Annotated in this window: 25 protein-coding genes and 2 tRNA genes; 14 read left to right on the plus strand and 13 right to left on the minus strand. The window is 67.4% G+C overall.

What is annotated here, in order from left to right:
- Positions 1-114: 114 nt before the first annotated feature.
- From ACFXQA_RS09430 to ACFXQA_RS09450, 5 genes are read left to right on the plus strand one after another with little or no spacing between them, the layout of a single operon-like run.
- Positions 115-1,329, plus strand: a complete 1,215-nt coding sequence (locus tag ACFXQA_RS09430) for a ferrochelatase (protein WP_394519564.1) — start codon at positions 115-117, stop codon at positions 1,327-1,329.
- A gap of 39 nt (positions 1,330-1,368) precedes the next feature.
- Positions 1,369-1,902 carry a ribose-5-phosphate isomerase gene (locus tag ACFXQA_RS09435; RefSeq protein WP_394519565.1) on the plus strand — a complete coding sequence of 178 codons (534 nt, stop codon included), beginning with the start codon at positions 1,369-1,371 and terminating at the stop codon, positions 1,900-1,902.
- Positions 1,903-1,904: 2 nt separating this feature from the next.
- The gene (locus ACFXQA_RS09440) at positions 1,905-2,903 is read left to right on the plus strand and encodes an Fpg/Nei family DNA glycosylase (RefSeq protein ID WP_394519566.1); all 999 of its coding nucleotides are present in this window, start codon (positions 1,905-1,907) and stop codon (positions 2,901-2,903) included.
- Between the two features lie 18 nt (positions 2,904-2,921).
- Entirely contained in the window at positions 2,922-3,557 is a 636-nt protein-coding gene (locus ACFXQA_RS09445) for an FMN-binding negative transcriptional regulator (RefSeq protein WP_394519567.1), read from the plus strand.
- Complete coding sequence (locus tag ACFXQA_RS09450; protein ID WP_394519568.1) at positions 3,554-5,047, plus strand: amidohydrolase; 1,494 nt, start codon at positions 3,554-3,556, stop codon at positions 5,045-5,047. Before ACFXQA_RS09445 ends, ACFXQA_RS09450 begins: the two co-directional genes overlap by 4 nt.
- Before the next feature lie 63 nt (positions 5,048-5,110).
- On the opposite strand, the gene ACFXQA_RS09455 is transcribed toward ACFXQA_RS09450, so the two are convergent.
- Positions 5,111-5,602 (minus strand): Dps family protein, encoded by a 492-nt coding sequence (locus tag ACFXQA_RS09455; protein WP_394519569.1) that lies wholly within the window; start codon positions 5,600-5,602, stop codon positions 5,111-5,113.
- A 150-nt stretch (positions 5,603-5,752) separates the two neighbouring features.
- Here ACFXQA_RS09455 and ACFXQA_RS09460 point away from each other — a divergent pair, with 150 nt between their 5' ends.
- The gene (locus tag ACFXQA_RS09460; RefSeq protein WP_394519570.1) at positions 5,753-7,912 is read left to right on the plus strand and encodes an acyltransferase family protein; all 2,160 of its coding nucleotides are present in this window, start codon (positions 5,753-5,755) and stop codon (positions 7,910-7,912) included.
- Positions 7,913-7,924: 12 nt separating this feature from the next.
- Here ACFXQA_RS09460 and ACFXQA_RS09465 read toward each other — a convergent pair whose 3' ends face one another.
- Positions 7,925-8,878 (minus strand): hypothetical protein, encoded by a 954-nt coding sequence (locus ACFXQA_RS09465; protein ID WP_394519571.1) that lies wholly within the window; start codon positions 8,876-8,878, stop codon positions 7,925-7,927.
- Between the two features lie 75 nt (positions 8,879-8,953).
- On the opposite strand from ACFXQA_RS09465, the gene ACFXQA_RS09470 reads away from it, so the two are divergent.
- Positions 8,954-9,508: a gamma carbonic anhydrase family protein gene (locus tag ACFXQA_RS09470; RefSeq protein ID WP_394519572.1), complete on the plus strand. Its 555-nt coding sequence runs from the start codon at positions 8,954-8,956 to the stop codon at positions 9,506-9,508.
- A gap of 15 nt (positions 9,509-9,523) precedes the next feature.
- Here ACFXQA_RS09470 and ACFXQA_RS09475 read toward each other — a convergent pair whose 3' ends face one another.
- The 3 genes from ACFXQA_RS09475 to ACFXQA_RS09485 all read right to left on the minus strand — a co-directional run bounded on the left by ACFXQA_RS09475 (position 9,524) and on the right by ACFXQA_RS09485 (position 10,145).
- Positions 9,524-9,670, minus strand: coding sequence for a hypothetical protein (locus tag ACFXQA_RS09475; protein ID WP_394519573.1), 147 nt, complete (start codon positions 9,668-9,670; stop codon positions 9,524-9,526).
- 62 nt (positions 9,671-9,732) lie between these two features.
- Positions 9,733-10,029, minus strand: a complete 297-nt coding sequence (locus ACFXQA_RS09480) for a hypothetical protein (RefSeq protein WP_394519574.1) — start codon at positions 10,027-10,029, stop codon at positions 9,733-9,735.
- A 42-nt stretch (positions 10,030-10,071) separates the two neighbouring features.
- Positions 10,072-10,145: transfer RNA gene (locus tag ACFXQA_RS09485), tRNA-Gly, on the minus strand.
- A gap of 166 nt (positions 10,146-10,311) precedes the next feature.
- On the opposite strand from ACFXQA_RS09485, the gene ACFXQA_RS09490 reads away from it, so the two are divergent.
- The 5 genes from ACFXQA_RS09490 to clpX all read left to right on the plus strand — a co-directional run bounded on the left by ACFXQA_RS09490 (position 10,312) and on the right by clpX (position 14,766).
- Positions 10,312-10,385, plus strand: a tRNA-Pro gene (locus tag ACFXQA_RS09490).
- Positions 10,386-10,461: 76 nt separating this feature from the next.
- Complete coding sequence (tig, locus tag ACFXQA_RS09495; RefSeq protein ID WP_394519575.1) at positions 10,462-11,883, plus strand: trigger factor; 1,422 nt, start codon at positions 10,462-10,464, stop codon at positions 11,881-11,883.
- A 157-nt stretch (positions 11,884-12,040) separates the two neighbouring features.
- Positions 12,041-12,628 (plus strand): ATP-dependent Clp protease proteolytic subunit, encoded by a 588-nt coding sequence (locus ACFXQA_RS09500; protein ID WP_394519577.1) that lies wholly within the window; start codon positions 12,041-12,043, stop codon positions 12,626-12,628.
- Positions 12,629-12,658: 30 nt separating this feature from the next.
- Positions 12,659-13,330 (plus strand): ATP-dependent Clp protease proteolytic subunit, encoded by a 672-nt coding sequence (locus ACFXQA_RS09505; RefSeq protein WP_394519578.1) that lies wholly within the window; start codon positions 12,659-12,661, stop codon positions 13,328-13,330.
- Between the two features lie 167 nt (positions 13,331-13,497).
- Complete coding sequence (clpX, locus tag ACFXQA_RS09510; RefSeq protein WP_394519579.1) at positions 13,498-14,766, plus strand: ATP-dependent Clp protease ATP-binding subunit ClpX; 1,269 nt, start codon at positions 13,498-13,500, stop codon at positions 14,764-14,766.
- Positions 14,767-14,816: 50 nt separating this feature from the next.
- On the opposite strand, the gene ACFXQA_RS09515 is transcribed toward clpX, so the two are convergent.
- On the minus strand, positions 14,817-16,862 hold the full coding sequence (locus ACFXQA_RS09515) for a M3 family metallopeptidase (RefSeq protein WP_394519580.1): 2,046 nt from the start codon (positions 16,860-16,862) through the stop codon (positions 14,817-14,819).
- An 88-nt stretch (positions 16,863-16,950) separates the two neighbouring features.
- On the opposite strand from ACFXQA_RS09515, the gene ACFXQA_RS09520 reads away from it, so the two are divergent.
- The gene (locus ACFXQA_RS09520; RefSeq protein WP_394519581.1) at positions 16,951-17,565 is read left to right on the plus strand and encodes an ArsR/SmtB family transcription factor; all 615 of its coding nucleotides are present in this window, start codon (positions 16,951-16,953) and stop codon (positions 17,563-17,565) included.
- Positions 17,562-17,771: a hypothetical protein gene (locus ACFXQA_RS09525; RefSeq protein ID WP_394519582.1), complete on the plus strand. Its 210-nt coding sequence runs from the start codon at positions 17,562-17,564 to the stop codon at positions 17,769-17,771. The genes ACFXQA_RS09520 and ACFXQA_RS09525 overlap by 4 nt, the downstream gene beginning before the upstream one ends.
- A gap of 75 nt (positions 17,772-17,846) precedes the next feature.
- Here the strand turns inward: ACFXQA_RS09525 and ACFXQA_RS09530 are convergent, their stop codons facing one another.
- The 7 genes from ACFXQA_RS09530 to ACFXQA_RS09560 form a co-directional block, all read right to left on the minus strand.
- A complete protein-coding gene (locus tag ACFXQA_RS09530) occupies positions 17,847-18,257 on the minus strand; it encodes a VOC family protein (protein ID WP_394519583.1) in 411 nt (136 codons plus the stop codon).
- A 5-nt stretch (positions 18,258-18,262) separates the two neighbouring features.
- The gene (locus tag ACFXQA_RS09535; RefSeq protein ID WP_394519584.1) at positions 18,263-18,712 is read right to left on the minus strand and encodes a helix-turn-helix transcriptional regulator; all 450 of its coding nucleotides are present in this window, start codon (positions 18,710-18,712) and stop codon (positions 18,263-18,265) included.
- A 33-nt stretch (positions 18,713-18,745) separates the two neighbouring features.
- Complete coding sequence (locus ACFXQA_RS09540; RefSeq protein ID WP_394519585.1) at positions 18,746-19,018, minus strand: hypothetical protein; 273 nt, start codon at positions 19,016-19,018, stop codon at positions 18,746-18,748.
- Between the two features lies 1 nt (position 19,019).
- On the minus strand, positions 19,020-21,587 hold the full coding sequence (valS, locus tag ACFXQA_RS09545) for a valine--tRNA ligase (protein WP_394519586.1): 2,568 nt from the start codon (positions 21,585-21,587) through the stop codon (positions 19,020-19,022).
- A gap of 99 nt (positions 21,588-21,686) precedes the next feature.
- Positions 21,687-22,238, minus strand: a complete 552-nt coding sequence (locus ACFXQA_RS09550) for a GNAT family N-acetyltransferase (protein WP_394520222.1) — start codon at positions 22,236-22,238, stop codon at positions 21,687-21,689.
- 124 nt (positions 22,239-22,362) lie between these two features.
- Positions 22,363-23,193, minus strand: coding sequence for an endonuclease domain-containing protein (locus ACFXQA_RS09555; RefSeq protein ID WP_394519587.1), 831 nt, complete (start codon positions 23,191-23,193; stop codon positions 22,363-22,365).
- A gap of 178 nt (positions 23,194-23,371) precedes the next feature.
- Complete coding sequence (locus ACFXQA_RS09560) at positions 23,372-24,703, minus strand: MFS transporter (protein ID WP_394519588.1); 1,332 nt, start codon at positions 24,701-24,703, stop codon at positions 23,372-23,374.
- Positions 24,704-24,742: the final 39 nt, after the last annotated feature.

A 24,742-nucleotide genomic window follows, 5' to 3' on the forward strand; every position in this document is an offset into this window, starting at 1 on the left:
CCGACGACAACCGTCCCACCCTATCTCCGGGCCTTTCCTTCGCGGGGCTCCGGGCTTCCTACACCATCGAGCTATTTCTGCCAACGGACGATGCCGGAGTGGAAGGATCGGGTTGTGACGAACAGCGACCCCACTCAGTCCAGCCCGATCGAGGGTTCCCCGACGGTTCTCTTCGCCTCGGATGCCGCCTCATCCGGCGCCCCTCACATAGAGACGCCGGTCGCTTACGACGGCGTGCTGCTCGCCGGGTTCGGCGGGCCCGAGGGTCAGGACGACGTCATTCCTTTCCTTCGGAACGTGACGCGCGGCCGCGGCATCCCCGATGAACGGCTCGAAGAGGTGGCCCACCACTACCGTCATTTCGGCGGCATCAGCCCCATCAACGCGCAGAACCGGGCGCTGAAAGCAGCGCTCGAGGCCGAGATCGCCCGCCGGGGCCTCGGTCTGCCGGTCTACTGGGGCAACCGCAACTGGGCGCCCTATCTCGAAGAAGCGGTGACGGATGCTGCCGCTGCCGGTCACACGACCCTGCTGGCCGTCGCGACCAGCGCCTACAGCTCGTTCTCGAGCTGCCGCCAGTATCGCGAGGACTTCGCCCGGGTGCTCACCGAGACGGGGGCGGGTGCGTCGTTGACGATCGACAAAGTGCGTCAGTTCTTCGACCACCCCGGCTTCGTGGAGCCTTTCGTCGACGGTGTGCGTGCGGCGCTCGCGGGGTTCATCGCCGACGGGATCGCGCCGTCCGCGATCCGGGTGCTCTTCTCGACCCATTCGATCCCCACGGCGGATGCCGACCGTTCCGGTCCGCGCGACGTCGACTTCGGCGAAGGCGGAGCGTACGCCGCGCAGCACCGTGCGGTCGCGGAGGTCGTGATGGCTGCCGTCGCCGACGTCATCCCCGGGTCGGCGGAAGCGGTGGAATGGGAGCTCGTCTTCCAGTCGCGTTCCGGTCCGCCCACGCAGCCGTGGCTCGAGCCCGACGTGAACGACGTGATCGCCGAGCTGCCCTCGCGCGGTGTGCAAGCGGTGGCGATCGTGCCGCTCGGTTTCGTCAGCGACCACATGGAGGTGCTCTGGGACCTCGATACCGAGGCGATGGAGTCGGCCGAAGAGGCGGGCATCCGGGCCGTGCGCACCGCCACTCCCGGGGTCGATCCTGCCTACGTCTCGGGTCTTGTCGACCTGGTCGAGGAACGCCTGCACGGCACACCGGCGGCGGAGCGCCCCCACAAGACGGCGCTCGGCCCGTGGTTCGACGTCTGCCGGCCCGGCTGCTGCGAGAACGTCCGCGCCGGCTTCAAGCCCGCCGTGTCGGGCGTGGCACCCTGATCGCGCGACGGACGATCGCGCACTTCTAGGATGAGTGCCATGCGCATCCACATCGCGACCGACCACGCGGGGCTCGAGTTCTCGACGCAGCTCCAGCACCACCTCGCGGGCCAGGGGCACGAGGTCGTCGACCACGGCCCGCTCGAGTACGACCCGGTCGACGATTACCCCGCGTTCTGCATTCGCGCGGCGCAGGCGGTCGTGCGCGACCAAGCCGCCGGCATCGAGACTCTGGGCATCGTCTTCGGCGGTTCGGGGAACGGCGAGCAGATCTCGGCGAACAAGGTGCGCGGCGTTCGTGCTGCCCTGGTCTGGAGCATCGCGACAGCGGAACTCGCACGCGAGCACAACGACGCGAACGTCATCGCGATCGGCGCGCGTCAGCACACCTTCGAGGAGGCGGCCGCGTTCATCGACCGCTTCATCGCCACGCCCTTCTCCGACGAGGAGCGACACGCACGCCGCATCGCGCAGCTGGCGGCGTTCGAGAACGACGGCAGCCTGCTTCCCGACCCGCGGGCCACCGTCCGCGGTGGCGAAGACATCGACGCCTTCGATCCTGAGGCCGGTTAGCGGTGCCCGAAGGGCATTCCGTCCACCGCATCGCCCGTCAGTTCGAGCGCAATTTCGTGGGGCGCCGCGTCGCCGCATCCAGCCCCCAGGGTCGCTTCGTCGAGGGCGCCTCGATGCTCGACGGACGAGAGGCGACCTCGGTACGCGCCGTGGGCAAGCAGATGTTCCTGGAGTTCGACGACGACGTGTGGCTGCGGGTGCACCTCGGGATGTACGGCGCGTGGGATTTCGCAGGTGAGATCGTCGTGGATCCCACGATCGCCTCGGCGAACGGGCGCATGGGCCGGACGAACCAGCGCGGCACCGTGTCTGACGAAGAGGCGATTCAGGATGCTGCGGGCGAGAATTCGCTGTCGTCGATCGGTGCCCCGCGCAAAGCACGCGGCCGGGTGCGTATGTCGGAGCAGACCACGGGGCTGTCAGATGACGCGGAGTGGCCGCCGCCCGTGGTCGGGCAGGTGCGTCTGCGGCTGCTGACCGACGTCACGAACGCTGATCTTCGCGGGCCCACCGCGTGCCAGATCCAGACCCCCGACGAGGTGGCGACGACCATCGCCAAGCTCGGCCCCGATCCGTTGGTCGACGACGTCACCGAGGGGGAGGAGCGGTTCGCTTCGGTGGTGCGCCGTAAGCCGACACCCATCGGCCTGCTGTTGATGGACCAGAACGTGGTGAGCGGGATCGGCAACGTCTACCGGGCCGAGATGCTCTTCCGTGCGCGGTTGAACCCGCACACCCCCGGCCGTGACGTGCCCGACGAGACCGTGCGGGGGTTGTGGCGCGACTGGGTGCGGTTGCTGGCCATAGGCGTCGAGACCGGCCAGATGATGACGATGGACGACCTCGATCCGGAGGCGTACCGGGCAGCCATGGCTCGTCGCGATGATCGGCACTGGGTCTACCACCGCGCGGGTCTGCCATGCCGGATCTGCGGGACGTCGATAGTGGTCGAAGAGGCTGCGGGGCGCAAGCTGTACTGGTGCCCGAGCTGCCAGGCCTGACGGCTCTAGGCTGAGCGGATGCGGCAGAACCCGAGCTTTGCGATGACCGACGTCGGCGAGTTGCGTCGGCTCATCGAGTCGAATCCGTGGATGACCCTCGTCAGCAATACCGACGGTGGGCTGGTCGCTTCGCACTACGCGGTGCTCCTCGATGAAGAACGCGACGACCTCACCGTCGTCGGTCACGTCGGCAAGCCCGACGACCATCTGCACGGTCTCGGCGAGCGCGAGCTGCTCCTCGTGGTGCAGGGGCCGCACGGTTACGTCTCGCCGTCCTGGTATGGCGACGTCGCCGCCGTGCCGACCTGGAACTACGTGTCGGCGCACCTCACCGGGGTGCCCGAGATCCTCGCCCCCGACGAGAACCTGCGCGTGCTGGATCGTCTCGTCGAGCGTTTCGAGCGAGAGGTTCCAGAGCCGCGGATGCTGTGGGAGCGGCCGAACGATGCGACCTTCGTCGAGCGGCTCGAACGGGGCACGGTGGGGTTCCGCCTCACTCCCACGAAGGTGGTCGCGAAGCGCAAGCTGAGCCAGAACAAGACCTCGGAGGTCGTCGAGACGATCATCACCGAGCTCAGTGGAGACGGTCCGTACGCGCAGCACGAACTCGCCGCTGAGATGCGCCGTGCCGCGGATGCGCGCGTGCAGCGATGATCGGCGCGCAGATCGGCACGATTCGGCGGGCGCGCATCGCGGGCGCCGGGCGCGAGCTGCTGCCCGACGATGGGCCGTTCGACATCTTCCTCTCGGGCGGGCGCATCGTCGACATCGCACCGACCGGAGCCGTCCGATCGAGCGGCGAGGTGCTCGATGCCGAGGGCGCGTGGCTCATTCCCGGGCTGTGGGACCATCACGTGCACGCGCTGCCGTGGGCCCTGACCTCGCAGCGGGTCGACGTCGGTGCCGCCGAGACGGCGCGAGAGGCGGCGACGCTCGCGGGGGCGTCGGCCTCGCCGGACGGTCGCGTCATCGGCGTCGGGTTCCGCGACGTGCTCTGGCCCGACGAACCCTCGCTGGAGTTGCTCGACGCCGCGACCGGCGACGTTCCGACGTACCTGATCAACGCCGACGTGCACAGCGTCTGGCTCAATACCGCCGCGTTCCGACGTGAGGGTTTCGCGCCCGAACCTTCCGGCATCCTGCGCGAAGAGATCGCGTTCGAGGTCTCACGTCGGCTCAACGCCGCCGACCCGGTCGGCGGTGACCGCCTGGTCGCGCAGGCGGCCAGAGCGGCGGCCGCGCGCGGCGTGGTCGGCATGATCGATTTCGATATGACACGCAACGACGAAGCCTGGATGCGGCGGGCGGCGGCGGGTTTCGATGTGCTGCGCGTGCGGTACGGCATCTACCCCGAACACCTCGACCAGGCCATCGACGAAGGACTCCGCAGCGGCGACCGGGTGCGGGGTGGGCACAACGACCTCGTGCGCACGGGCCCGCTGAAGGTCATCACCGACGGTTCGCTCGGGACGCGCACCGCGGCGTGCGGACACCCCTATGCGGATGACCCGTCGAACCGTGGCGTGATGACGGTCGATCCGCGCACTCTCACCGATCTGATGATGCGGGCCACGGGGGCGGGGTTGGAGTGCGCGATCCACGCGATCGGCGACGTCGCCAACTCCCACGCCCTCGACGCTTTCGCCGTGACCGGGGCTGTGGGGACGATCGAGCACGCGCAGCTCGTCGCTGCCGCTGACATCCCGCGTTTCGCGCGCTTGGGGGTCGGAGCCAGCGTGCAGCCCGAACATGCCATCGACGACCGCGATGTCACCGACGAGATGTGGGCGGCCCAGACGGCGGTGGCCTACCCGCTGCGGGCTCTGTCTGATGCCGGCGCCAATCTCACCTTCGGTTCGGACGCGCCCGTGTCGCGGCTCGACCCCTGGGCCGCTATCGCCGGGGCGGTGTACCGCACGCGGGACGGTCGTGAAGCGTGGCGTCCGGAGCAGCGGCTCGACGCCGCGGTGGCGCTGGCGGCAGCGACCGCCGGCGGCTCGCTCGGCGGGGCGCGCATCGAACCGGGGGCTCTTGCCGACCTGGCACTCTGCGAGAGCGATCCCCTCGCAGCATCCGAGATCGAACTGCGCGAGATGGGAGTCCGCGCGACGCTCATCGAAGGCCGCACCACTCACGTAGCGTGAACGACGCAGGGCCCCGGGAGTCCCGGGGCCCTGCGTTCACGCCGCGGTCGCGGCGAGGGAGTGCTACGCGGCGAGGTGCGCGAAGAGGAACCAACGGTCTTTGTCGAGACCGCGCTTGATCTCGATCGCGACGTCCTGGCTCGTGAGGTCGGTCTCGTCGAGACCGTCGACGGCGACCTGGAGGTCGGCGAGAACGGCGTCGACATCGGCGATGACCGCGCGGATGATCACGTCGGAGGGAGCGAAAGCGGCGGGGACGTTTGTCGGCAACGCCTTAGCGGCCACGGTCTGCAGCCGCGAATCGACGGGCAGGCCGAGTGCGACGATCCGCTCTGCGGCGAGGTCTGCCCATGCCTGCGCGTGGCTCACGATCAGGTCGAGCAACTCGTGCACGCCGATGAAGTTCGAGCCGCGGACGTGCCAGTGGGCCTGCTTGCCGTTCACGACCAGTGCCTCGAGGCCCATGACGACGGGGGAGAGGAACTGGGCGGTCGACGCGGCCATCGTCGGGTCGGTGGCTGTTGCGGTCTCAGAATGGGTGTGGATGTCAGTCATTTTCGCCTCCGTACTGGGCACATCGTGCCCCTATGAAACCCAACGCTACTCAGACGCGCGCATTCCGCAAGCAAGCTGAGGCTCGGCTTACAGGCCCGGAAAGACGCGGCGATCCCCGATATCGAGCCGGTCGTCGACTACCGTCGAGGGGTGCACTCCGCTGACTCCCGCTCCGGCGCCGATTCCCCCTCCGGATCGACGGACGGAGGTGGCGTGGCGACGCGAGCGAACCGTCGCGCAGATGGTTCCCCCGAACACGCAGAGCCGTCGCGGTTCCTGCCGCACGTGCAGGGGCTCCGAGCGATCGCCGTGCTCTTCGTCGTGCTCTACCACTTCTGGCCGGCACGGCTGCCGGGCGGCTACGTCGGTGTCGACATCTTCTTCGTCATCTCCGGATTCCTCATCACCGGTCACCTCATGCGGGAGCTCACCGCCACCGGAACCGTGCGGCTCGGACAATTCTGGGCACGTCGCGCGCGGCGACTTCTCCCGGCGTCGCTGCTCGTCCTCGTCGTGTGTGCTCTCGTCGCGATGTCGCCGTACCTCACTCCCACATCGGCTCTGCCGAAAGAGGTGCAGGAGATCATCGCGTCGACGTTCTACGTCGAGAACTGGTGGCTCGCCTTCACCTCGGCGGATTATCTGAACCACGGTGGCGAGCCGACCACGGTGCAGCACTACTGGTCGCTGTCGCTCGAAGAGCAGTTCTACGTGATCTGGCCTCTTCTGATGCTGCTGGCTGCCTGGATCGCCGTGAAGTGGATCAAGGGCAACGTCCGGCGCACCGTGCTGGTGACTCTGGGCGTCGTTTCTGCGGCGTCGTTCGTGTTCTGCGTCGTCTTCACTCTCACGAACCCCGCACCCGCCTACTTCGTCACCTTCGGTCGCATGTGGCAGTTCGGCGTCGGCGCGATGATCGCGCTCGTCCCTTTGCTGCGCGTGCGGCACGCGGGATTGAGCTTCGTGCTCGGCTGGGGTGGAATCGCGGTTCTGCTCTTCGTGGCGTTCCGTTTCGACGGGCAGACCCCGTTCCCCGGATACGCGGCGGCTCTCCCGACACTCGGAGCCGCGGCGATCATCGCCGCATCGAACACCGAGAGGTGGTGGTACCCGACGCGGATCCTCGCGGTGCGCCCGGCCCGCTTCGTCGGTGACATCTCATACTCTCTCTACCTCTGGCATTGGCCCCTGATCGTCATCGCCCCCTCTGTCCCGTTCTGGGGGCTCACGATCTATCACCGTGTGGCTCTCCTCGGCATCTGCTTCGTGCTCGCCTGGCTGACCAAGCGATTCGTCGAAGACCCCGCGCGGGGCTGGAAGGTTCTGACCTCGCGGCCCGCGAAGACGACGCTGTGGACGTCGCTCGCGGCCATGCTGGTCGTCGCCCTGACCGCGGGCGGTGCCTGGGCCGTGAACGCCGGCGCGTATCGCGACGGTGTCACCGCCCTCGAGCAGTTGCGCGAGGACCCGCCGGACTGCTTCGGCGCGGCGGTCGTTCTCGACTCCGGATGCGAGACCACCGATTTCGGCGACAGCATCCTGCCCGCTCCCGGATTCGCCGGTGTCGACCGGCCGAGCGACGAGCAGTGCTTCATCCAGCTCAATGATTCGACGGCGAAGGCGTGCGAGTTCGGGTCGGATGCTGCGGACGCGCCGCGCGTCGCCCTCGTCGGTGACAGTCACGCGTTCCAGCTGTTGTCGACCTTCCAGAAGATCGCCGACACGGAGGGGTGGCATCTCACCACCTACTTCAAGGGCGCGTGTCCATGGAATGCGACCCCCTTGTCGACGCCGGGTGCCTTCGGCGATGCGTGCTCACAGTGGCGGGCCGGCGTGCAGCAATCGCTCGATTCGCAGGAGTTCGACGTCGTGTTCACCGCCGCGATCGCGACGACTCCGTATTCGTCAGCGGGCTACGACTCGGCGTTCGACGCGGCGGTCGCGGGCTACCGCACGTCGTGGACGACGATGCTCGATCGGGCCATCCCCGTGGTCACGGTGGTCGACAACCCGGTCTGGGAGACGGATCCGAACAAGTGTCTGCGCACGAGGGGGGTGTCGGAATGCGCCGGGCAGCGTTCCGACGTGCTCGTGGCGAACGACCCGCTCCGCGCGGCGGCCGAAGCGACCGAGGGGATCACCATCCTCGACTTCACGGACGTCTACTGCGACGAGACCGTGTGCTCACCCGTGGTGGGGGGCGCGAACATCTACCGCGACCAGGACCATCTGACCGTCACGTTCGCGAACTCCCTCGCGCCACAGATCACCACGGCGCTCCGCGATGCGATGGCGTACGCCGCCGGGTGATCCGACGCGGGCTCAGGGTGCGCGCACCACTGCGAGGACGGCCCCGCCCTCGCCTCCGACGCTTGTCACGAACGTCTGAGCGTCCAGCCAGGTCGCGTCCCACCCGCACGAAGGCGATGAGGCCCGGTCGCCCATGTCGTCGCACCCCTCGGAGGCGTCCTCGATGACCTTGCGGGCTTCGTCGGAGCCGGTCGCGATGTACCACCCGGCCGACGGGATGTCGGGGCGATCAGTCCACAGCGGTGCACCGTCGAGGCTGACACGACCGACGGGTCGGTCGGCGGGATCGTGCGCGACGCGTGCGCTGACGCCCCCGTCGGCGGCGAGGACGAACCGCTCGGTGTCGGTGACGACGAACACCGCACCGCCGCGGCCGGGCGCGATCCGTACCTCCGACCCGACGAACTCCGGGCCGACCGTCGTCGGAGCGCCGCCGGGGACCAATCGCCGGATGACGAAACGGTCCTTGACCGTCTGCTCGCCGAATTCGACGTACAGCACCGCGTCGGCAGTTGCTGCGACGTCGCCGTAGAGCTCTCCGACTGCTCGCAGCGTGGTCCAGGTCGCTGAGGCGGCCGTCCACTGGCTCAGCACGCTACGCCCCACCGGGTCGGTGGATACGGCGAAGAGGGTGTCCGCGTCACGCGCGCTCAGGGCTTGCACCTGTCCGTTCGGAGCACCCGCCTTCTGGTCGGGTCCGGCCTGCGGATCGTCGGCCGAGTAATGGGCCACGCTCTCGGAGCCGGCCCAGAACCCGCCCGCGCCGTCACCGGCGATCGTCGCCGCGGGCAGCCCTACGTCGGTCGAGACGGGACCGGACTCGGCACTCGTCGTGGACACGACGACCGGATCCACGATCCACTCGCCGGGATCCTGCGGGTCTGCAAGGTCGGCGGGCGCGCACCCCGTCGCCAGGAGGGCAATACCCCAGAGGGTGGGCAGCAGCATCCGTCGTTTCACACTCACGCGCGCAGCGTAGAGGCTGCGTGTGTCCGTGAGCTGACCGGTCGACGACGGGTCTGTCATCACTAGGGTCGGAGGATGACCATCGATCCCTCCGCGAGCGTGTTGAGCCTCGGCGACGCAGAACCGTCGCTTCATCCGTCGGCATTCGTCGCGGCGGGCGCGCGCGTCGTCGGAGCGGTGTCTCTGGCCGCTCGTGCGAGCGTCTGGTACAACGCCGTGCTTCGCGCCGACAGCGACGGCATTTCGGTGGGGGCGGGCAGCAACCTGCAAGACAACGTCTCGGTCCACGTCGATGCTGGCCACCCGGTTCGCATCGGTGAGAACGTGTCGGTCGGGCACAACGCCGTCGTTCACGGGTGCGTCATCGGCGACGGGACGCTCATCGGTATGGGAAGCGTCATCTTGTCGGGAGCCGTGATCGGCGAGGGTTGTCTCGTGGCCGGCGGGGCCGTGGTGCTCGAGGGAGCGGTCATCCCGTCGGGTTCACTCGTCGCCGGGGTGCCGGCGAAGGTGCGTCGCCAACTCACCGCCGACGAGCGGGCCAAGATCCTCCGGAACGCAGAGGTCTATCGCGAGCGGATCGACGAACATCGAGCGGCCGTCGACGGGAGCCCCGGCCACCGCGACTGAGCCGTATCGGACCAGTCAGCGCAGGTCGATGACGATCTTGTCGCCGCGGATGACGCCGGGCCCTTCACCGGGAGTGGGGGAGGGAGCCGGAAGCTCTTGCTTCGACTGCCACTCATTGCGTGCGTCAGCAGCGGTGGGCTGGAAGAGGGCGAAGAGATCCATGCCTCTCAGCCAATCCGACGGGCGGGGTCTTTCGCATCATCCGATCGGATGAAGTTTCGGAGTCAGATCTCGTCGAAGAACGCGCCGAACGGGTAGTCGACGTCGCCCGTGTCGCGCTCGTCGAACGGCACCGTCTCGACGGTGAGGATGACCCGCTCCGAGCCCGTGATGAGCGCGCTCACCGTTCGGTTTCCCACCTCGACGAAATCGACGAACGCCCCGCCGGCTCTGACGGCGGTTTCGATCTGCCGCTTCAGAGCCTCGTGGTCCTCGGATTGAGCGAGAAGGTAGGTGACATCGCCCAGTGCGATCGAGATGCGCACCATGGTCTTCGAATCGGTTGTCGTCGAATCGCTCATCATCCGAGCTTATGCCCCACGTCAGTGGAGCAATTGCATTTATGGAGGGGCTGACGGGAATCGAACCCGCATCATTAGTTTGGAAGACTAAGGCTTTACCACTAAGCTACAGCCCCGAAATTCAGTTGTCGGGCAACGGCCCCGCGACGGCTGAGCCGCAGCATCCGAAAGTCTAACGGCAATCTGACGCCACCACCGACCCCGGGTGCCTTCGGCGGGCGTCAGTGGCCCTATCGACTAGACTTCTCGGGGCCGTATCGTCGCACGAGTGTGTGCACCGCCCGGGGCGTAGCTCAGCTTGGTAGAGCGCCCGCTTTGGGAGCGGGAGGCCGCAGGTTCAAATCCTGTCGCCCCGACGAACGAGCCCCCGCAGACCCAGACCCTTCCGAACGCCGCGCTGTGCGCGGTCCATCACGAGGAGAACGAACAGGCATGGTCAACAGCACCGTCGAGAAGCTCAGCCCGACCCGGGTCAAGCTGCACATCACCGTCTCGCCGGAGGAGCTCAAGCCGAGCATCGCCCACGCGTACGAGCACATCGGCCAGGACGTACAGGTTCCCGGCTTCCGCAAGGGCAAGGTTCCCGCCCCGATCATCGACCAGCGCGTCGGTCGCGGTGCGGTCGTCGAGCACGCGGTCAATGAGGGCCTCGACGGTTTCTACCGCGCAGCGGTGGAGCAGCAGAACCTCCGCGTCATCGGTCGCCCGAACGCCGAGGTCGTCGAGCTCCCCGAGCTCAAGGACTACTCCGGCGACTTGATCATCGACGTCGAGGTCGACGTGCGTCCCGAGTTCGACCTTCCCGCATACGAGGGCCTGACCGTCACGGTCGACGCCGTCGAGGTGGACGAGGCGGCCATCGACGCCGAGCTCGACAGCCTTCGCGCGCGCTTCGGCACGCTCGTCACCGTCGACCGCCCCGCCGCCACCGGCGACTTCGTCGAGCTCGACCTCGTCGCCACGATCGACGGCGCCGAGATCGACCGCGCAGAGGGCGTGTCGTACGAGGTCGGTTCGGGCGAGCTGCTCGAGGGCATCGACGAGGCCATCGAGTCGCTCACCGCGGGTGAGGACACGACCTTCCGCTCGAAGCTCGTCGGTGGCGACCACGCCGGCGAAGAGGCCGAGGTCTCCGTCACCATCACCGCCGTCAAGGAGCGCGAGCTTCCCGAGGCCGACGACGACTTCGCCCAGATCGCGAGCGAGTTCGACACCATCGGTGAGCTGCGCGAGAGCCTGAAAGACCGCGTCGCCCAGCAGTCCACGTTCTCGCAGGGATCTGCGGCGCGCGACAAGCTGATCGAAGAGCTGCTTTCGCAGGTCGAGATCCCCGTTCCGCCCCAGCTCATCGAAGACGAGGTGCACACGCACCTCGAAGGTGAGAACCGCCTGGAGGACGACGTGCACCGCGCCGAGGTCACCGAGGCGAGCGAGAAGCAGTTCCGCACGCAGATGATCCTCGACAAGATCGCCGAAGACGGCAACGTCCAGGTTTCGCAGGACGAGCTGACCCAGTACCTCATCCAGTCGGCCTCGCAGTACGGCATGGCGCCCCAGGAGTTCGTCGACGCGCTGCAGCAGGGCAACCAGCTGCCGGCGCTGGTCGGAGAGGTCGCGCGCAACAAGGCCCTCGCCGTCGCGCTCGGTCGGGTCACGGTCGTCGACTCGAACGGCGCGCCCGTCGATCTGACCGGCTTCATCGCCGTCGAGGACGAGCCGGCCGTCGAGGCGGACGTCGTCGAAGAAGCCGAAGAGATCGCCGACGCGGCTGCAGAAGCCGACGAGGTCATCGAGGCCGAGGAGAAGCCGAAGAAGAAGGCCCCCGCCAAGAAGAAGGCCGCGGCCAAGGAGTAAGCGAAGCGAACGAAGAGGGGCGGATGCTGCAGCATCCGCCCCTCTTCGCATCCGCGGTGCTGTTCTTGCACGCCCGCTCTGCCCACGGCGAACACGACCTCGGCCTGGAAACCACGCCGGTAGATTCGAATCCGAACCCGAGGAATCAGGAGTATTCATGGCCGAACCACTAATGGCAACGAGCGTTTTCGACAGGCTCCTCAAGGACCGCATCATCTGGCTCGGCTCAGAGGTGCGCGACGACAATGCGAACGAGATCTGCGCCAAGATCCTCCTTCTCGCAGCCGAGGACCAGGAAAAAGACATCTTCCTGTACATCAACTCGCCCGGCGGCTCGATCACGGCCGGCATGGCCATCTACGACACGATGCAGTTCGTCCCGAACGACATCGTCACCGTGGGCATCGGCATGGCCGCCTCGATGGGACAGCTTCTGCTGACCAGCGGCACCAAGGGCAAGCGCTACATCACCCCGAACGCCCGCGTCTTGCTGCACCAGCCTCACGGCGGTTTCGGTGGCACGTCGAGCGACATCCAGACCCAGGCGCAGCTCATCCTCGACATGAAGCGTCGGCTCGCCGAGATCACCGCCGGCCAGACGGGCAAGCCCGTCGAGCAGATCAACGCCGACGGTGACCGCGACCGTTGGTTCTCGGCCCAGGAAGCTCTCGATTACGGCTTCGTCGACCACATCCGCTCCAGCGCGCTCGACGTGACCGGCGGCGGCGGAACCACGGCCGAGTAACGCACCCGAAGGCGAAAGAGAGACAAACTAATGCAGACCCCCACCTTCGGAGCCCCGTCGGCGAACGGCATCCAGATGCCCGGCAGCCGTTACATCCTCCCGCAGTTCGAAGAGCGCACCGCCTACGGCTACAAGCGCCAGGATCCTTACAACAAGCTGTTCGAAGATCGCGTGATCTTCCTCGGCGTGCAGGTCGACGACGCGTCGGCCGACGACGTGATGGCGCAGTTGCTGGTGCTCGAGAGCCAGGATCCCGACCGCGACATCATCATGTACATCAACTCGCCCGGCGGCTCCTTCACCGCCATGACGGCGATCTACGACACCATGCAGTACGTGTCTCCGCAGATCCAGACGGTCGTCCTCGGCCAGGCGGCGTCGGCGGCGTCGGTGTTGCTGGCGGCCGGTGCTCCCGGCAAGCGCTTGGCGCTGCCGAACGCCCGCATCCTGATCCACCAGCCCGCCGTCGGCGAGTCGGGTCACGGACAGGCGTCCGACATCGAGATCCAGGCAGCGGAGATTCTCCGCATGCGCGTCTGGCTCGAGCACACCCTCGCGAAGCACTCGAACAAGACGGCTGAAGAGGTCAACAAAGACATCGACCGCGACAAGATCCTCTCGGGCGAGGAGGCCGTCGCGTACGGCCTCATCGACCAGGTTCTGACCACGCGCAAGCGTGTTCCGGCGGCACTGACGTCCTGACACGGATGCTTTCGATGCCCCCGCCGCCTCGCGCGACGGGGGCATCGTCGTGTTCGCCCGCAGCGAGGCGGACAAGCCAGCCCCAATGCCCTCCGATGTCGCGGGCAGCGGTTAGGCTCTGAAAGCACACGGGGGAGTGGCTCCCGTGGGGGCGAGAAGGAGTCGCGATGGCACGTATCGGTGAGAGCGCCGACCTGTTCAAGTGCTCCTTCTGTGGCAAGAGCCAGAAGCAGGTCCAGCAGCTCATCGCGGGTCCGGGTGTGTACATCTGCGACGAGTGCGTCGAGTTGTGCAACGAGATCATCGAAGAACGCATGGCGGAGTCCTCTGCCGGCGTCGTCTCCGACTTCGATCTTCCGAAGCCCCGCGAGATCTTCGCCTTCCTCGAGGAGTACGTCGTCGGCCAGGTCGACGCCAAGCGCTCGCTCGCGGTCGCGGTGTACAACCACTACAAGCGCATCCGTGCTCTCGGCACGATCCAGCCCGCGGAGCAGCGGGCCGATGAGGTCGAGATCGCGAAGAGCAACATTCTCATCCTCGGACCGACCGGTACGGGCAAGACCTACCTGGCGCAGACTCTCGCGAAGCGCCTGAACGTTCCGTTCGCCGTCGCTGACGCGACGGCGCTCACCGAGGCGGGCTACGTCGGCGAAGACGTCGAGAACATCCTCCTCAAGCTTCTGCAAGCGGCGGACTTTGACACGAAGCGCGCCGAGACCGGCATCATCTACATCGACGAGGTCGACAAGATCGCCCGCAAGGCCGAGAATCCGTCGATCACGCGCGACGTCTCGGGGGAGGGCGTGCAGCAGGCGCTCCTCAAGATCCTCGAGGGCACGGTGGCTTCGGTTCCGCCCCAGGGCGGGCGCAAGCATCCGCACCAGGAATTCATCCAGATCGACACCACGAACGTTCTCTTCATCGTGGCCGGCGCCTTCGCGGGTCTGGAAGACATCATCTCGGCCCGGGTGGGGAAGCACGGTGTCGGTTTCGGAGCCCCGCTGCACAGCAAGGGTGAAGACCTGAACCTGTTCAGCGAGGTGCTGCCCGAAGACCTGCATAAGTTCGGCCTGATCCCCGAGTTCATCGGCCGTCTGCCGGTGGTGGCGTCCGTGTCGCCGCTCGACCAGAACGCGCTGATGGAGATCCTCACCGAGCCCAAGAACGCGCTCGTGAAGCAGTATCAGCGCATGTTCGAGCTCGACGGCGTCGAGCTCGAGTTCGAGCGCGATGCTCTTCTCGCGATCGCCGATCTCGCGGTAGGACGAAAGACCGGAGCCCGCGGCTTGCGCGCGATCCTCGAAGACGTTCTCGGGCCCATCATGTTCGACGTGCCGTCGTCCGACGATGTGTCGAAGGTCGTCATCACGCGCGCGTGCGTGCAAGACGGTGCGGCACCGACGATGGTGCTCGAGCAGAAGCGCAAGACCGCCTGAGCGGAGCACGACACGAAGGAGCGGCCGGGTGACCGGCCGCTCCTTCTTCGTCATCCCTCGAGTCCGCGTCGCTTCAGAAGGGGGGCGATCTCTGCCGCGCGGCCCCGGAAGTCGCGGTAGGCCGCGAGCGGATCCTTCGAGCCGCCGACGCCGAGGAGTCGGGTTCTGAACCGGTCGCCGTTCTCGCGGGTCAGCCCGCCGCTTTCTCGGAACCACTCGACGGTATCGGCGTCGAGCACCTCACTCCAGATGTACGAGTAGTAGCCCGCGCTGTAGCCGCCGGAGAAGACGTGGGCGAAGTACGTCGATGAATAGCGCGGTGGCACAGCGGGTTCGTCGAGCCCGATGTCGGCGAGCGCCGCGGCCTCGAACGCGGCGACATCGATGTCGCCGGCGGATTCCGAGGCGCTGAGCGAGTGCCATGCCTGATCGATCCACGATGCCGCGAGGTATTCGCTGGTGGAGAAGCCTTGGTTGAACGTCTCGGTCGACGAGAGCTTCTCGACCACGTCGGCGGGGAGCGGCTCGCCCGTTTCGTGGTGGAGGGCGTAATTGGACAGCACCTCCGGCCAGAAGATCCACATCTCGTTCACCTGGCTCGGGAACTCGACGAAGTCGCGGAACACGGCGGTGCCGGCGAACGACGGGTAGGTCACCGTCGCGAAGAGCCCGTGCAGTGCGTGTCCGAATTCATGGAACAGCGTGGTGACCTCGTCGAGCGAGAGCAGTGTCGGCTGACCGGGCGCCGGTCGGCTCACGTTCAGGTTGTTCACCACGACGGGCGACGTGCCGCGGACCGCCGACTGGGTGACGATCGAGTTCATCCAGGCACCCCCGCGCTTGGTGTCGCGGGTGTAGAGGTCGAGGATGAACAGCCCGAGCTCGGAGCCGTCGGCGTCGGTCACCTCGAACACGCGCGCGTCTGCGTGGTAGGCGGTGAGATCGGTGCGTTCTTGCATCGTGATGCCGTAGAGCTTCTCCGCCGCGAAGAAGACGCCGTCGCGCAAGACTCGTTCCGCCTCGAACCACGGGCGCAGAGCCGCAGTGTCGAGATCGAACTCGGCCTGGCGGAGCTTCTCGGTGTAGAACGCCCAGTCGTGGGCCTCCACCTCGACAGCGTCGTCGGCCGACACCGTTCGCAGCGCCTCGCGTTCGGCGCGGGCGTTTCGGGCCGCGGGCGCGGCCAGACGTCGAAGTAGGTCGTGAACGGCGGCCGGGGAACCGGCCGTCTCGTCATCCGTCACATAGGCCGCGTGGCTGGCGTAACCGAGAAGGGCCGCCCGTTCTGCCCGAAGGCGAACGATCTCGATCAAGACGGGGCGGTTGTCGTGGCCGCCGTCGCGCCGGCCGCGCACACGAGAGGCATCGAAGATGCGGCGGCGACTCTCACGCCTGGTCAGAGTCGCCAGATAGGGGTGACCGGTGAAGAGGGGGAGCGTGACGACATATCGGCCGTCGAGCCCTCGATCGCTCGCGGCGCGGGCGGCCGACGACAGCTGCCCCTCGTTGAGTCCGTCGAGCTCTGCTGCGGAGTCGAAAACGACGGCGAGATCGTTCGTGTCGGCGAGCAGGTTCTTCTCGAAGGTGGTGGTGAGGACGGCGAGCCGCTCGTTGACCGCCGTGAGACGCTGCTTCTCTGTGTCGCCCAGACCTGCTCCCGCGCGTGACATCTCGCGGAATCGCCGCTCGATGAGATACCGCTGCTCGTCGCTCAGGTCGAGACTCCCGACCGTCTCGTGCAGCGAGCGAACCCTGCCGAAGAGTCTCTCGTCCAGTTCGATGGCGTCGTGATGGGCCGACATCTGCGGTGCGAGGGCTTCTTCGATCCCTTGTACGGCGTCGGTCGCGTCGGCAGAGGCGATCGTGTAGAAGGTGCTGGCCACCCGGCCGAGCACTTCGCCGCTCTCTTCGAGCGCCAGCATCGTGTTCTCGAACGACGGTGCGTCGGGGTTCGTGGCGATGCGGTCCACTTCATCGCGATGCTGCGCGAACGCCGCCGCGAAGGCGGGCAGGTAGTCGTCGGCCGTGACGGCCGCATAGTCGGGCAGGCCGAAGGGGAGGGGCGAGGGGTGGAGGAGGGGATTGTGGGCCGACATCTGCCCAGCCTACGTGCGCGTGCCCCTCGGCTCGCGTTGATGCAAAGACTTGCTTGCAAAGAAGCACTTGCAACGGTATCTTTGCATTATGACCGACGAGCTGCCCGACAACCGACCCGCGCCGCGCCAAGACCGCGTCCTCGACGTCGGCGCGTTGCGAGCGTTGGCCCATCCTCTGCGTGTCCGGATGTTCGACATGCTCAGCCAGTACGGACCCCAGACCGCCAGTACGTTGGCCGCGCGCCTCGGCGAGTCCAGCGGCGCCACCAGCTATCACCTGCGGGCTCTCGCCGCACACCGCTTGATCCGGGAGGTCGAGGGGCGGGGAACGGCACGCGAACGGTGGTGGGAACGCCCAGCCGGAGGCATCGAGCTGATGAACCCCGACGCGATGAAGACCCCGGCGGGTCGAGCGGCGTCGCAGATGGTCATGACCGAGTTCCTCCGGAATCGTCACGACCAGCTCGTCGACTACTCCGAGCGGGGGGCGGACGCTGAGACGCAACCGTGGCGCGACGCGGTGATCATCTCCACCGCGAACACTCGTCTGACGGTGGAGCAGACGCGCCAGCTGTCACAGGCGATCCAAGCGCTCATCGACGAGGCCGTGTCGAACCATCGCGACCAGGTCGGGGAGGGTGTGCGTCCCGTGACGATTCGCGCCGACGTCTTCCCCCTGCCCGAGCAGGCAGACGACAAGTGACCGCCATCGATCTCTCCCGACGTGTGGCCCACCCCACGGCCCTCGACCGGGCGCTGCGCGCTTCGGCTGCCGCGATCAACGAGTTCGTGAGCGCGCGCCAGCGCCGCCGGATCGGCAGAGCAGACGTGCACGAGTACCGCCGCGCGGTCGCGGAAGCGCAACGCGACCGGGCCGGCGCGATCGCTCTCCAGATGCTGCCGCGGTGACATGGCCGAGTGTCATCGACGGCAGGTCTCAGGGAGGAAGCGCGGGGGCGGCGCGAGCGGAACCGACGCGGCCGCCTAGCGGGGCTGCTGGATGCGGATCATGTTGCCGGAGGGGTCGCGGATGGCGCAGTCGAACACACCGTACGGCTGCTCGGTCGGCTCCTGAACGATCTCAGCGCCGCTGGCCTCGAGGGCTTCGAAGGTCGCCGCGAGGTCTCGTGTGGCGAGGTTGATGCCGAAGTAGCTGCCCTTTGCGATCAGCTCCAGCAATGCACGCGTCTCGTCCTCGGTGAGGTCGGGATTCGCGGTCGGGGGGTGCAGGACGATGGCGGTGTCGGGCTGTCCGACGGGACCGACGGTCAGCCACCGCATTCCTTCGTAGCCGACGTCGTTACGGACTTCGAACCCGAGAGTGTCGCGGTAGAACCGCAGCGACGCCTCGGCATCCGTGTGCGGCAGATAGGTCTCGTGAATCGTGATGTCCATGACGCTCACGCTAGCTGCGGCGCGCGGGTGTCTGCTTCTCGATTCCTGACCGGACGCATGACGAATCTCGTGACGCAGCTGGGCAGCTCAGCAGCATCCGGAGCCGACTCCCGCCGATACACGCTCGGTGCGACTCCGACGAGCTCTGCGAACCGTGTGCTGAACGTCCCGAGCGAAGAGAACCCGACGGCGAAACACACCTCGGTCACCGAAAGATCGCCCCGGCGCAGGAGTGCCATCGCGCGCTCGATGCGCCGCGTCATCAAGTAGGCGTAGGGAGACTCACCGTAGGCGAGCCGGAACTGCCGGCTCAGGTGCCCGGCCGACATGTGCGCACCGCGCGCCAGCGCCTCGACGTCGAGCGGCTCCGCGTGCTCTCGATCGATGCGGTCCCGAACGCGGCGAAGTCGGATCAGCTCATCGAGTCGCGATGCAGACGGCGGGATGCTGCTCATGCCCGCCATCGTGCCAGACACCGCTGTCGTTCGTCAGTCCTGGCCGGAGTAGTCCCGATCGGAGAACTGCTCATGCTCGTCGTGCGTGACGACCGCCTCGCCTGACCGATCGAGCGTCACGATGACGCCGGTGTCGAGTTCGGCAATGGGGCGACCTTCGAGCCACGTCAGCGTCCAACGCGGCGCCGGCTGGCCGAACTGGTCGGCGGGCAGCGACCTCTCGACGGCGGTGATCTGCGCGTGCAGGGTGGCGGGGACGGCCGATGGTGGCGTGGCACCGGACGTCCAACGGGTTCCGAGTTGCATGTCAGACCTCCTGGGGGGCGAGCTCGATGCCGGTCACGGCAGTGGTGTCGGCGTCTTCGAATTCGATCCGCTCGATGCGCCCGACGGCTTTGAGGTCGCCCTCGGCCAGGCGGAGCGCTGCCGTGTGGGGTGACGCCACTGTCGCCACCGCGACGACGGTCTTCTGCGAGACCTTTGCCTCGGTCTTGGCCCGGCGGATGCCGATCAGCGCTTCGCCGACGGCGCGGAGCACACCGGGGTCGCCCGCGGCTTCGGTCGGCTCGGGCCACGCGGCGTGGTGCACCGATCCCTCGTTGAACCACGACCACGCTTCTTCGGTCGCGAAGGCGATGACCGGCGCGAACAGGCGAAGGAGCGTCGACAGGGCGATGCGCAGCGAGAGGGCCGCTGATGCCTGGCCCACGTCGGTCTGGTCGTAGGCGCGCTCCTTGACGAGTTCGAGGTAGTCGTCGCAGAACGTCCAGAAGAACGACTCGGTGATCTCGAGGGCACGCGCATGGTCGTAGTTCTCGAGGGCCTTCGTCGCGTCACGGACCACCTGGTCGAGCGTTGCGAGCATCGACGCGTCGAGCGCGTGCGTGACCGCGGCATCGTCGGGCACCGGGAACGACAGCACGAACTTCGCTGCGTTCAGAATCTTGATCGCCAGACGGCGACCGATCTTGATCTGCGTCGGATTCTGCGGGTCGAACGCGGCATCGGTTCCGAGCCGGCTGGACGCCGCCCAGTACCGCACCGCGTCGGAGCCGTGTTGGTGCAGAACATCGGCGGGGGTGACGACGTTGCCCTTCGACTTCGACATCTTCTTGCGATCGGGATCGACGATGAAGCCCGAGATCGCGGCATCCGACCACGGGGCGCGACCATCTTCGAGGGCGCTGCGCAACAGGGTCGAGAACAACCAGGTGCGGATGATGTCCTGCCCCTGCGGCCGCAGGTCGAAGGGTGCGACGAGGTTCCAGAGGTCTTCGTCGCGCTGCCACCCGCCGGCCAGCTGAGGCGTCAGAGACGAGGTGGCCCAGGTGTCGAAGATGTCGCGCTCGGCATCGAAGCCGCCGGCGACGCCGCGCTGGTCTTCCGTGTACCCCGCGGGTACGTCGGTCGTGGGATCGACGGGAAGCGAGGCGGCATCCGGGGTCAAGACCCGTGAGTAGTCGCGCTCCCCGTTCTCGTCGAGGCCGTACCAGACGGGGATGGGCACCCCGAAGAACCGCTGACGCGAGACGAGCCAATCGCCGGTGAGGCCGTTCGTCCAGTTCTCGTATCGCACTCGCATGAAGTCGGGGTGCCACGAGATCTCGCGGCCGAGGGCGATCAATCGCTCGCGCAGGGTTGCGTCACGCGCGCCGTTGCGGAGGTACCACTGGCGCGTCGAGACGATCTCGAGCGGCCGGTCGCCCTTCTCGAAGAACTTCACGGCGTGTGTGAAGGGGCGTGGGTCGCCCTCCATCTCTCCCGAAGCCTGCAGCAGCTCGACGATGGTCTTCTTGGCGCTGAAGACCGTCTTGCCCGCGAGTTCGGCGTAGGCGGCCTTCGCAGCATCCGTCACAATGACGTCGGGCGCTTCGGCAACGATCCGGCCGTCTTTGCCAATGATGGTGCGGTTCGGCAGGTCGAGCTCGCGCCACCAGATGATGTCGGTCACGTCACCGAACGTGCAGATCATCGCGATGCCCGAGCCCTTGTCGGGCTGCGCGAGCGGGTGGGCCAGAACCGGCACCTCGACGTCGAAGAGAGGCGTGCGCACGGTCGTTCCGAACAGCGGCTGATACCGCTCGTCGTCGGGGTGGGCGACGAGGGCGACGCACGCGGCCAGCAGCTCGGGGCGCGTCGTCTCGATGAAGACGTCACCCTCTGCCTTGTGAAAAGCGAGTCGGTGGTAGGCAGCGGGTTGATCGCGATCTTCGAGTTCGGCCTGCGCGATCGCGGAGCGGAAATCGACGTCCCAGAGCGTGGGGGCCATCGCCTGGTAGGCCTCGCCGCGATCCAGGTTCTGCAAGAACGCCGACTGACTCGTGCGGATCGTCTCGCTCGAGATCGTGCGGTAGGTCTGCGACCAGTCGACGCTGAGCCCGAGGTCGCGCCAGAGAGCCTCGAAGGTCTTCTCGTCTTCTGCGGTCAGCTTCTCGCAGAGGTCGATGAAGTTGCGGCGGCTGATCGGGCGCTGATCAGCGGCCTTGGTGCTCTTGTTGTCGCCACCCTCGAAGGGCGGGACGAAATCGGGGTCGAAGGGGAGCGAGGGGTCGCACCGCACGCCGTAGTAGTTCTGCACCCGGCGCTCGGTCGGCAGACCGTTGTCGTCCCATCCCATCGGGTAGAAGACGGTCTTGCCGCGCATGCGCTCGAAGCGCACCTTCACGTCGGTGTGGGTGTAGCTGAAGACGTGTCCGATGTGGAGGCTTCCCGACGCGGTCGGCGGGGGAGTGTCGACCGAGAAGACCCCCGTGCGGCCGACCTCGCGCGCCCGGGCGCGATCGAAATCGTAGGTTCCGGCGGCGGTCCACGCGGCATCCCACTTCTGCTCGAGGCCCTCGAGTACGGGCTTGTCGGGAATCTGCGCGTCGGACAACGGGTGCTCCTCGGTATGTGCGGCACTGTGTGAGCGTGCCTGAGTGTGGGTCGATCCGAGTCTACCGGCGGTCCGGGCCCCTTTTTCGGCGATGAGCGCTCACGGTCGCCGGGGCTCGGAGCGCAGCATCCATTCGTCCCGGGTGATCTCGAACACGAGGTGAGGCATGTCCACACCGCGGTAGTGCGTGACGATGCGTCGGCGCGGGGTCATGCCGTTGCGGATCGCGACGTTCATCGACGGCAGGTTCGTGTCGCGGACCTTCGAACACACGCGATCGACGGGCAGATTGTGGAACACCCAGTCGCGGCTGGCGCGGGCAGCCTCGATCGCGAAGCCCTGATGCCACCACCGCCGGTTGAAGAGATAGCCGACCTCCACCATCGACTCGCCCTCGATGACCTGCCGGGTCGGGCCGCATTGACCGATCAGCTCGCCGGTCTCGCGAAGGGTCACGGCCCACAGGCCGAAGCCGTCTTCGACGTAGCGCCGCTCCTGCCGGGCCAACCAGGTCGCGACTTCGGTCCGGTCGAACGGTCCCTCGTAGGCGACCATCGTTTCGGCGTCGCTCAAGATCGCGGTCAGCGCGCCGAGATCGCTCGGTCCCAACTCGCGCAGCACCAGACGGTCGGTCTCGGGGAGCGCGCGCATCACCGTTCGACGCTATCGCCTGGGTGGGAAGCTATGGCCCCGACGTTGAGGACATCTCGAGGATCGAGGATGCTGTGGGGCCGACGCGTCCTCAATGCTCGAGATCGCCTCGTTCTCTGCGGCGTCACGGTCTCGCGAGGTGCAGCCCTTGAGCAACCGCCAGCATGACCCGGTGTTGCACCTCGGGCCAGCGGTCGATCACCTGCAGGTAGCCGACTCGGATGACGAAGTATCCAAGGGTCATCAGCTCGGCGTCATGGGCGATGTCTTCGGCCCGCTGCCGTCCGACGTGGTGCGCTCCGTCGATCTGGAGCACGAGGCGCTCCCCGATGAGGAAATCGACTCGATGCCCGGCGAGCCACGCCTGGGGCACGATCGCGAGGCGGAGCCAGGCTAGGCGGACGAGTACGAAGGTCTCGAGTCCCGAGTCGGAGAACGCGGTGGTCACCTTCACCAGCTCGCGGGCCGGGCCCACCAGCGGCAAGCGCTTCATCGTGCGGAGGTCGACGAGACCGAGGCGCACCGCCGATTCCCATGTCGCGAGCGCCGCCTCGAATGGTTGGCAGGAGGCGACGAACCCCAAGACGTTCTCGACCGGATCGACGAGTGCGTGGGGGTGGCGGGCGAGGAGTGGCTTGCCCCAGTGGACATGAGCCCGGTCGGCAGTTACTCCGCCGGAATGACGAGGCGCGCCGACGTGGTGCCCGACCACGCTGGCCAACACCCACAGCCCCAGTCGCTTCGCTTGCGTGATGCAGGTGAGGACGACCCCGGCCCGCGCGGCTGCGACGAGGAGCGGATCGGCGGAGGGAAGCGCCAGCCAGCCTGCTCGTGGCCGGATCACAGCTCGGGAGGCCAACGCCTTCCGCACGCTGTGGTCGGTGAAGCCGGCCTCCGTGACGGAGCGTGAACGCACGACGCCACCCTGGTCGTCGATCCATTCGAGTAGCTGCACGGCCCGAGGTTGCCCCGGCGGCGCGCTGCGACGGGCGCGGTCGGCCGAAACTGTGGAGGAACGACTCGCGTCTTGCCCTGTGGAGGAGTGCCGCGCCGTAGCATCCACCCGTCTTCGAGGCGATCACGGATGCTGAGGACGCGGGCGTCGCGCGGGATCCTCAGTGCGCGGGATGTCCTCAGCTGTCGGCGCCGACCGCGGCCGGCTCGGTCTGGGCGCGCGCGGCGGTGTAGCGGCGAGCAGCCCAGGCGGCGAGGAGGGTGATCGCCGACATCACCGCGAGGACGACACCGGGGTGCCACCATGCGAAGCCCGTCGCCTGCCCGAGCGAGAGCGTGAGGACGGGCACGAAGCCACTGACGGTCGCCGCCAAGGCGTAGGCGAAAGAGAGCGCCGAGTAGCGGAAGTGGTCGGGGAACAGGTCGTTCATCAGCCCGCCGAGCGCTGCCCACGACATCGTCGGCAGGATCCCGCCGACGATCATCAGGGCCACGAGCACCCCGAAGTTCGCGGACTGCAGTACGAAGTAGATTGGGAACGCGATGAGCAGCGTGCCGAGCGCGCCCCATGCCACGACCCGCGCCGAGCCGATGCGGGCGGCCCAGACGCCGAACAGCGGGATGGTCACGAGCTGGAGGAGCCCACCGATCGTGGTGGCGAGGAGCAGGTCGGAGTAGGCGAAACCGAGCTGTGCGGTGCCGTAGTTGATGGTGTAGGTGTTCATCAGCGAGTACGAGCCGATACCGAGGAGGGCCGCGCCCACCGCGATCGCCATGGCGAGGGGGCGCTCGCGGAACATGGTGAGGAAGGGGAGGCGGTCGCGCCGGCCCTGTGCGACGACGTTGCGGAACACCGGCGTCTCGTCGATCGACCACCGCAGGTACAGCGACACGGCGAGCAGGGGGAGGGCGAGAAGGAACGGGATGCGCCAGCCCCACGCCGACAGCTGGTCGGCCGGGAGCGCGAGGGTCATGGCGATGAACACGCCCGCCGAGAGGATCGAACCGATGGGTGAGCCCAGCTGCGGGATCGCGGCGTAGAAGGCGCGCTTCACCGGCGAGGCGTGCTCGGTGGCCAGGAGGATCGAGCCGCCCCACTCGCCGCCGAGCGAGATGCCCTGCGCCAGGCGCAGCAGAATGAGCAGCGCCGCGCCGAACCAACCCGCCTGGTCGTAGGTCGGCAGGACGCCGATCAGACCGGTCGCGATGCCCATGATTCCCACGGTCCACAGCAGGGTCGCGCGCCGGCCCAGACGGTCGCCCATGTAGCCGAAGATGATCGCGCCCACGGGGCGGATCACGAAGGCCACGGCGATCGTGAGGAACGCCGTCAACTGGGCGGCCACGGTTCCGAGCGGCGCGAAGAAGAGCGGCCCGACGAAGTACGCCGAGAAGTAGGCGAAGACGTAGAAGTCGAAGGATTCGAGCGAGGTGCCCACCATCGACGCCACGGTCACGCGGCGGACGGAGGTGGCGGAGGCCGGAGAAGTCACGGATGCTGCGGTAGTCACGAGGATCCATCCTGCCACCGTTGCGGGTTGTTGGACGCA

This window comes from Microbacterium shimangi, assembly GCF_043556445.1.
Lineage (GTDB): Bacteria > Actinomycetota > Actinomycetes > Actinomycetales > Microbacteriaceae > Microbacterium.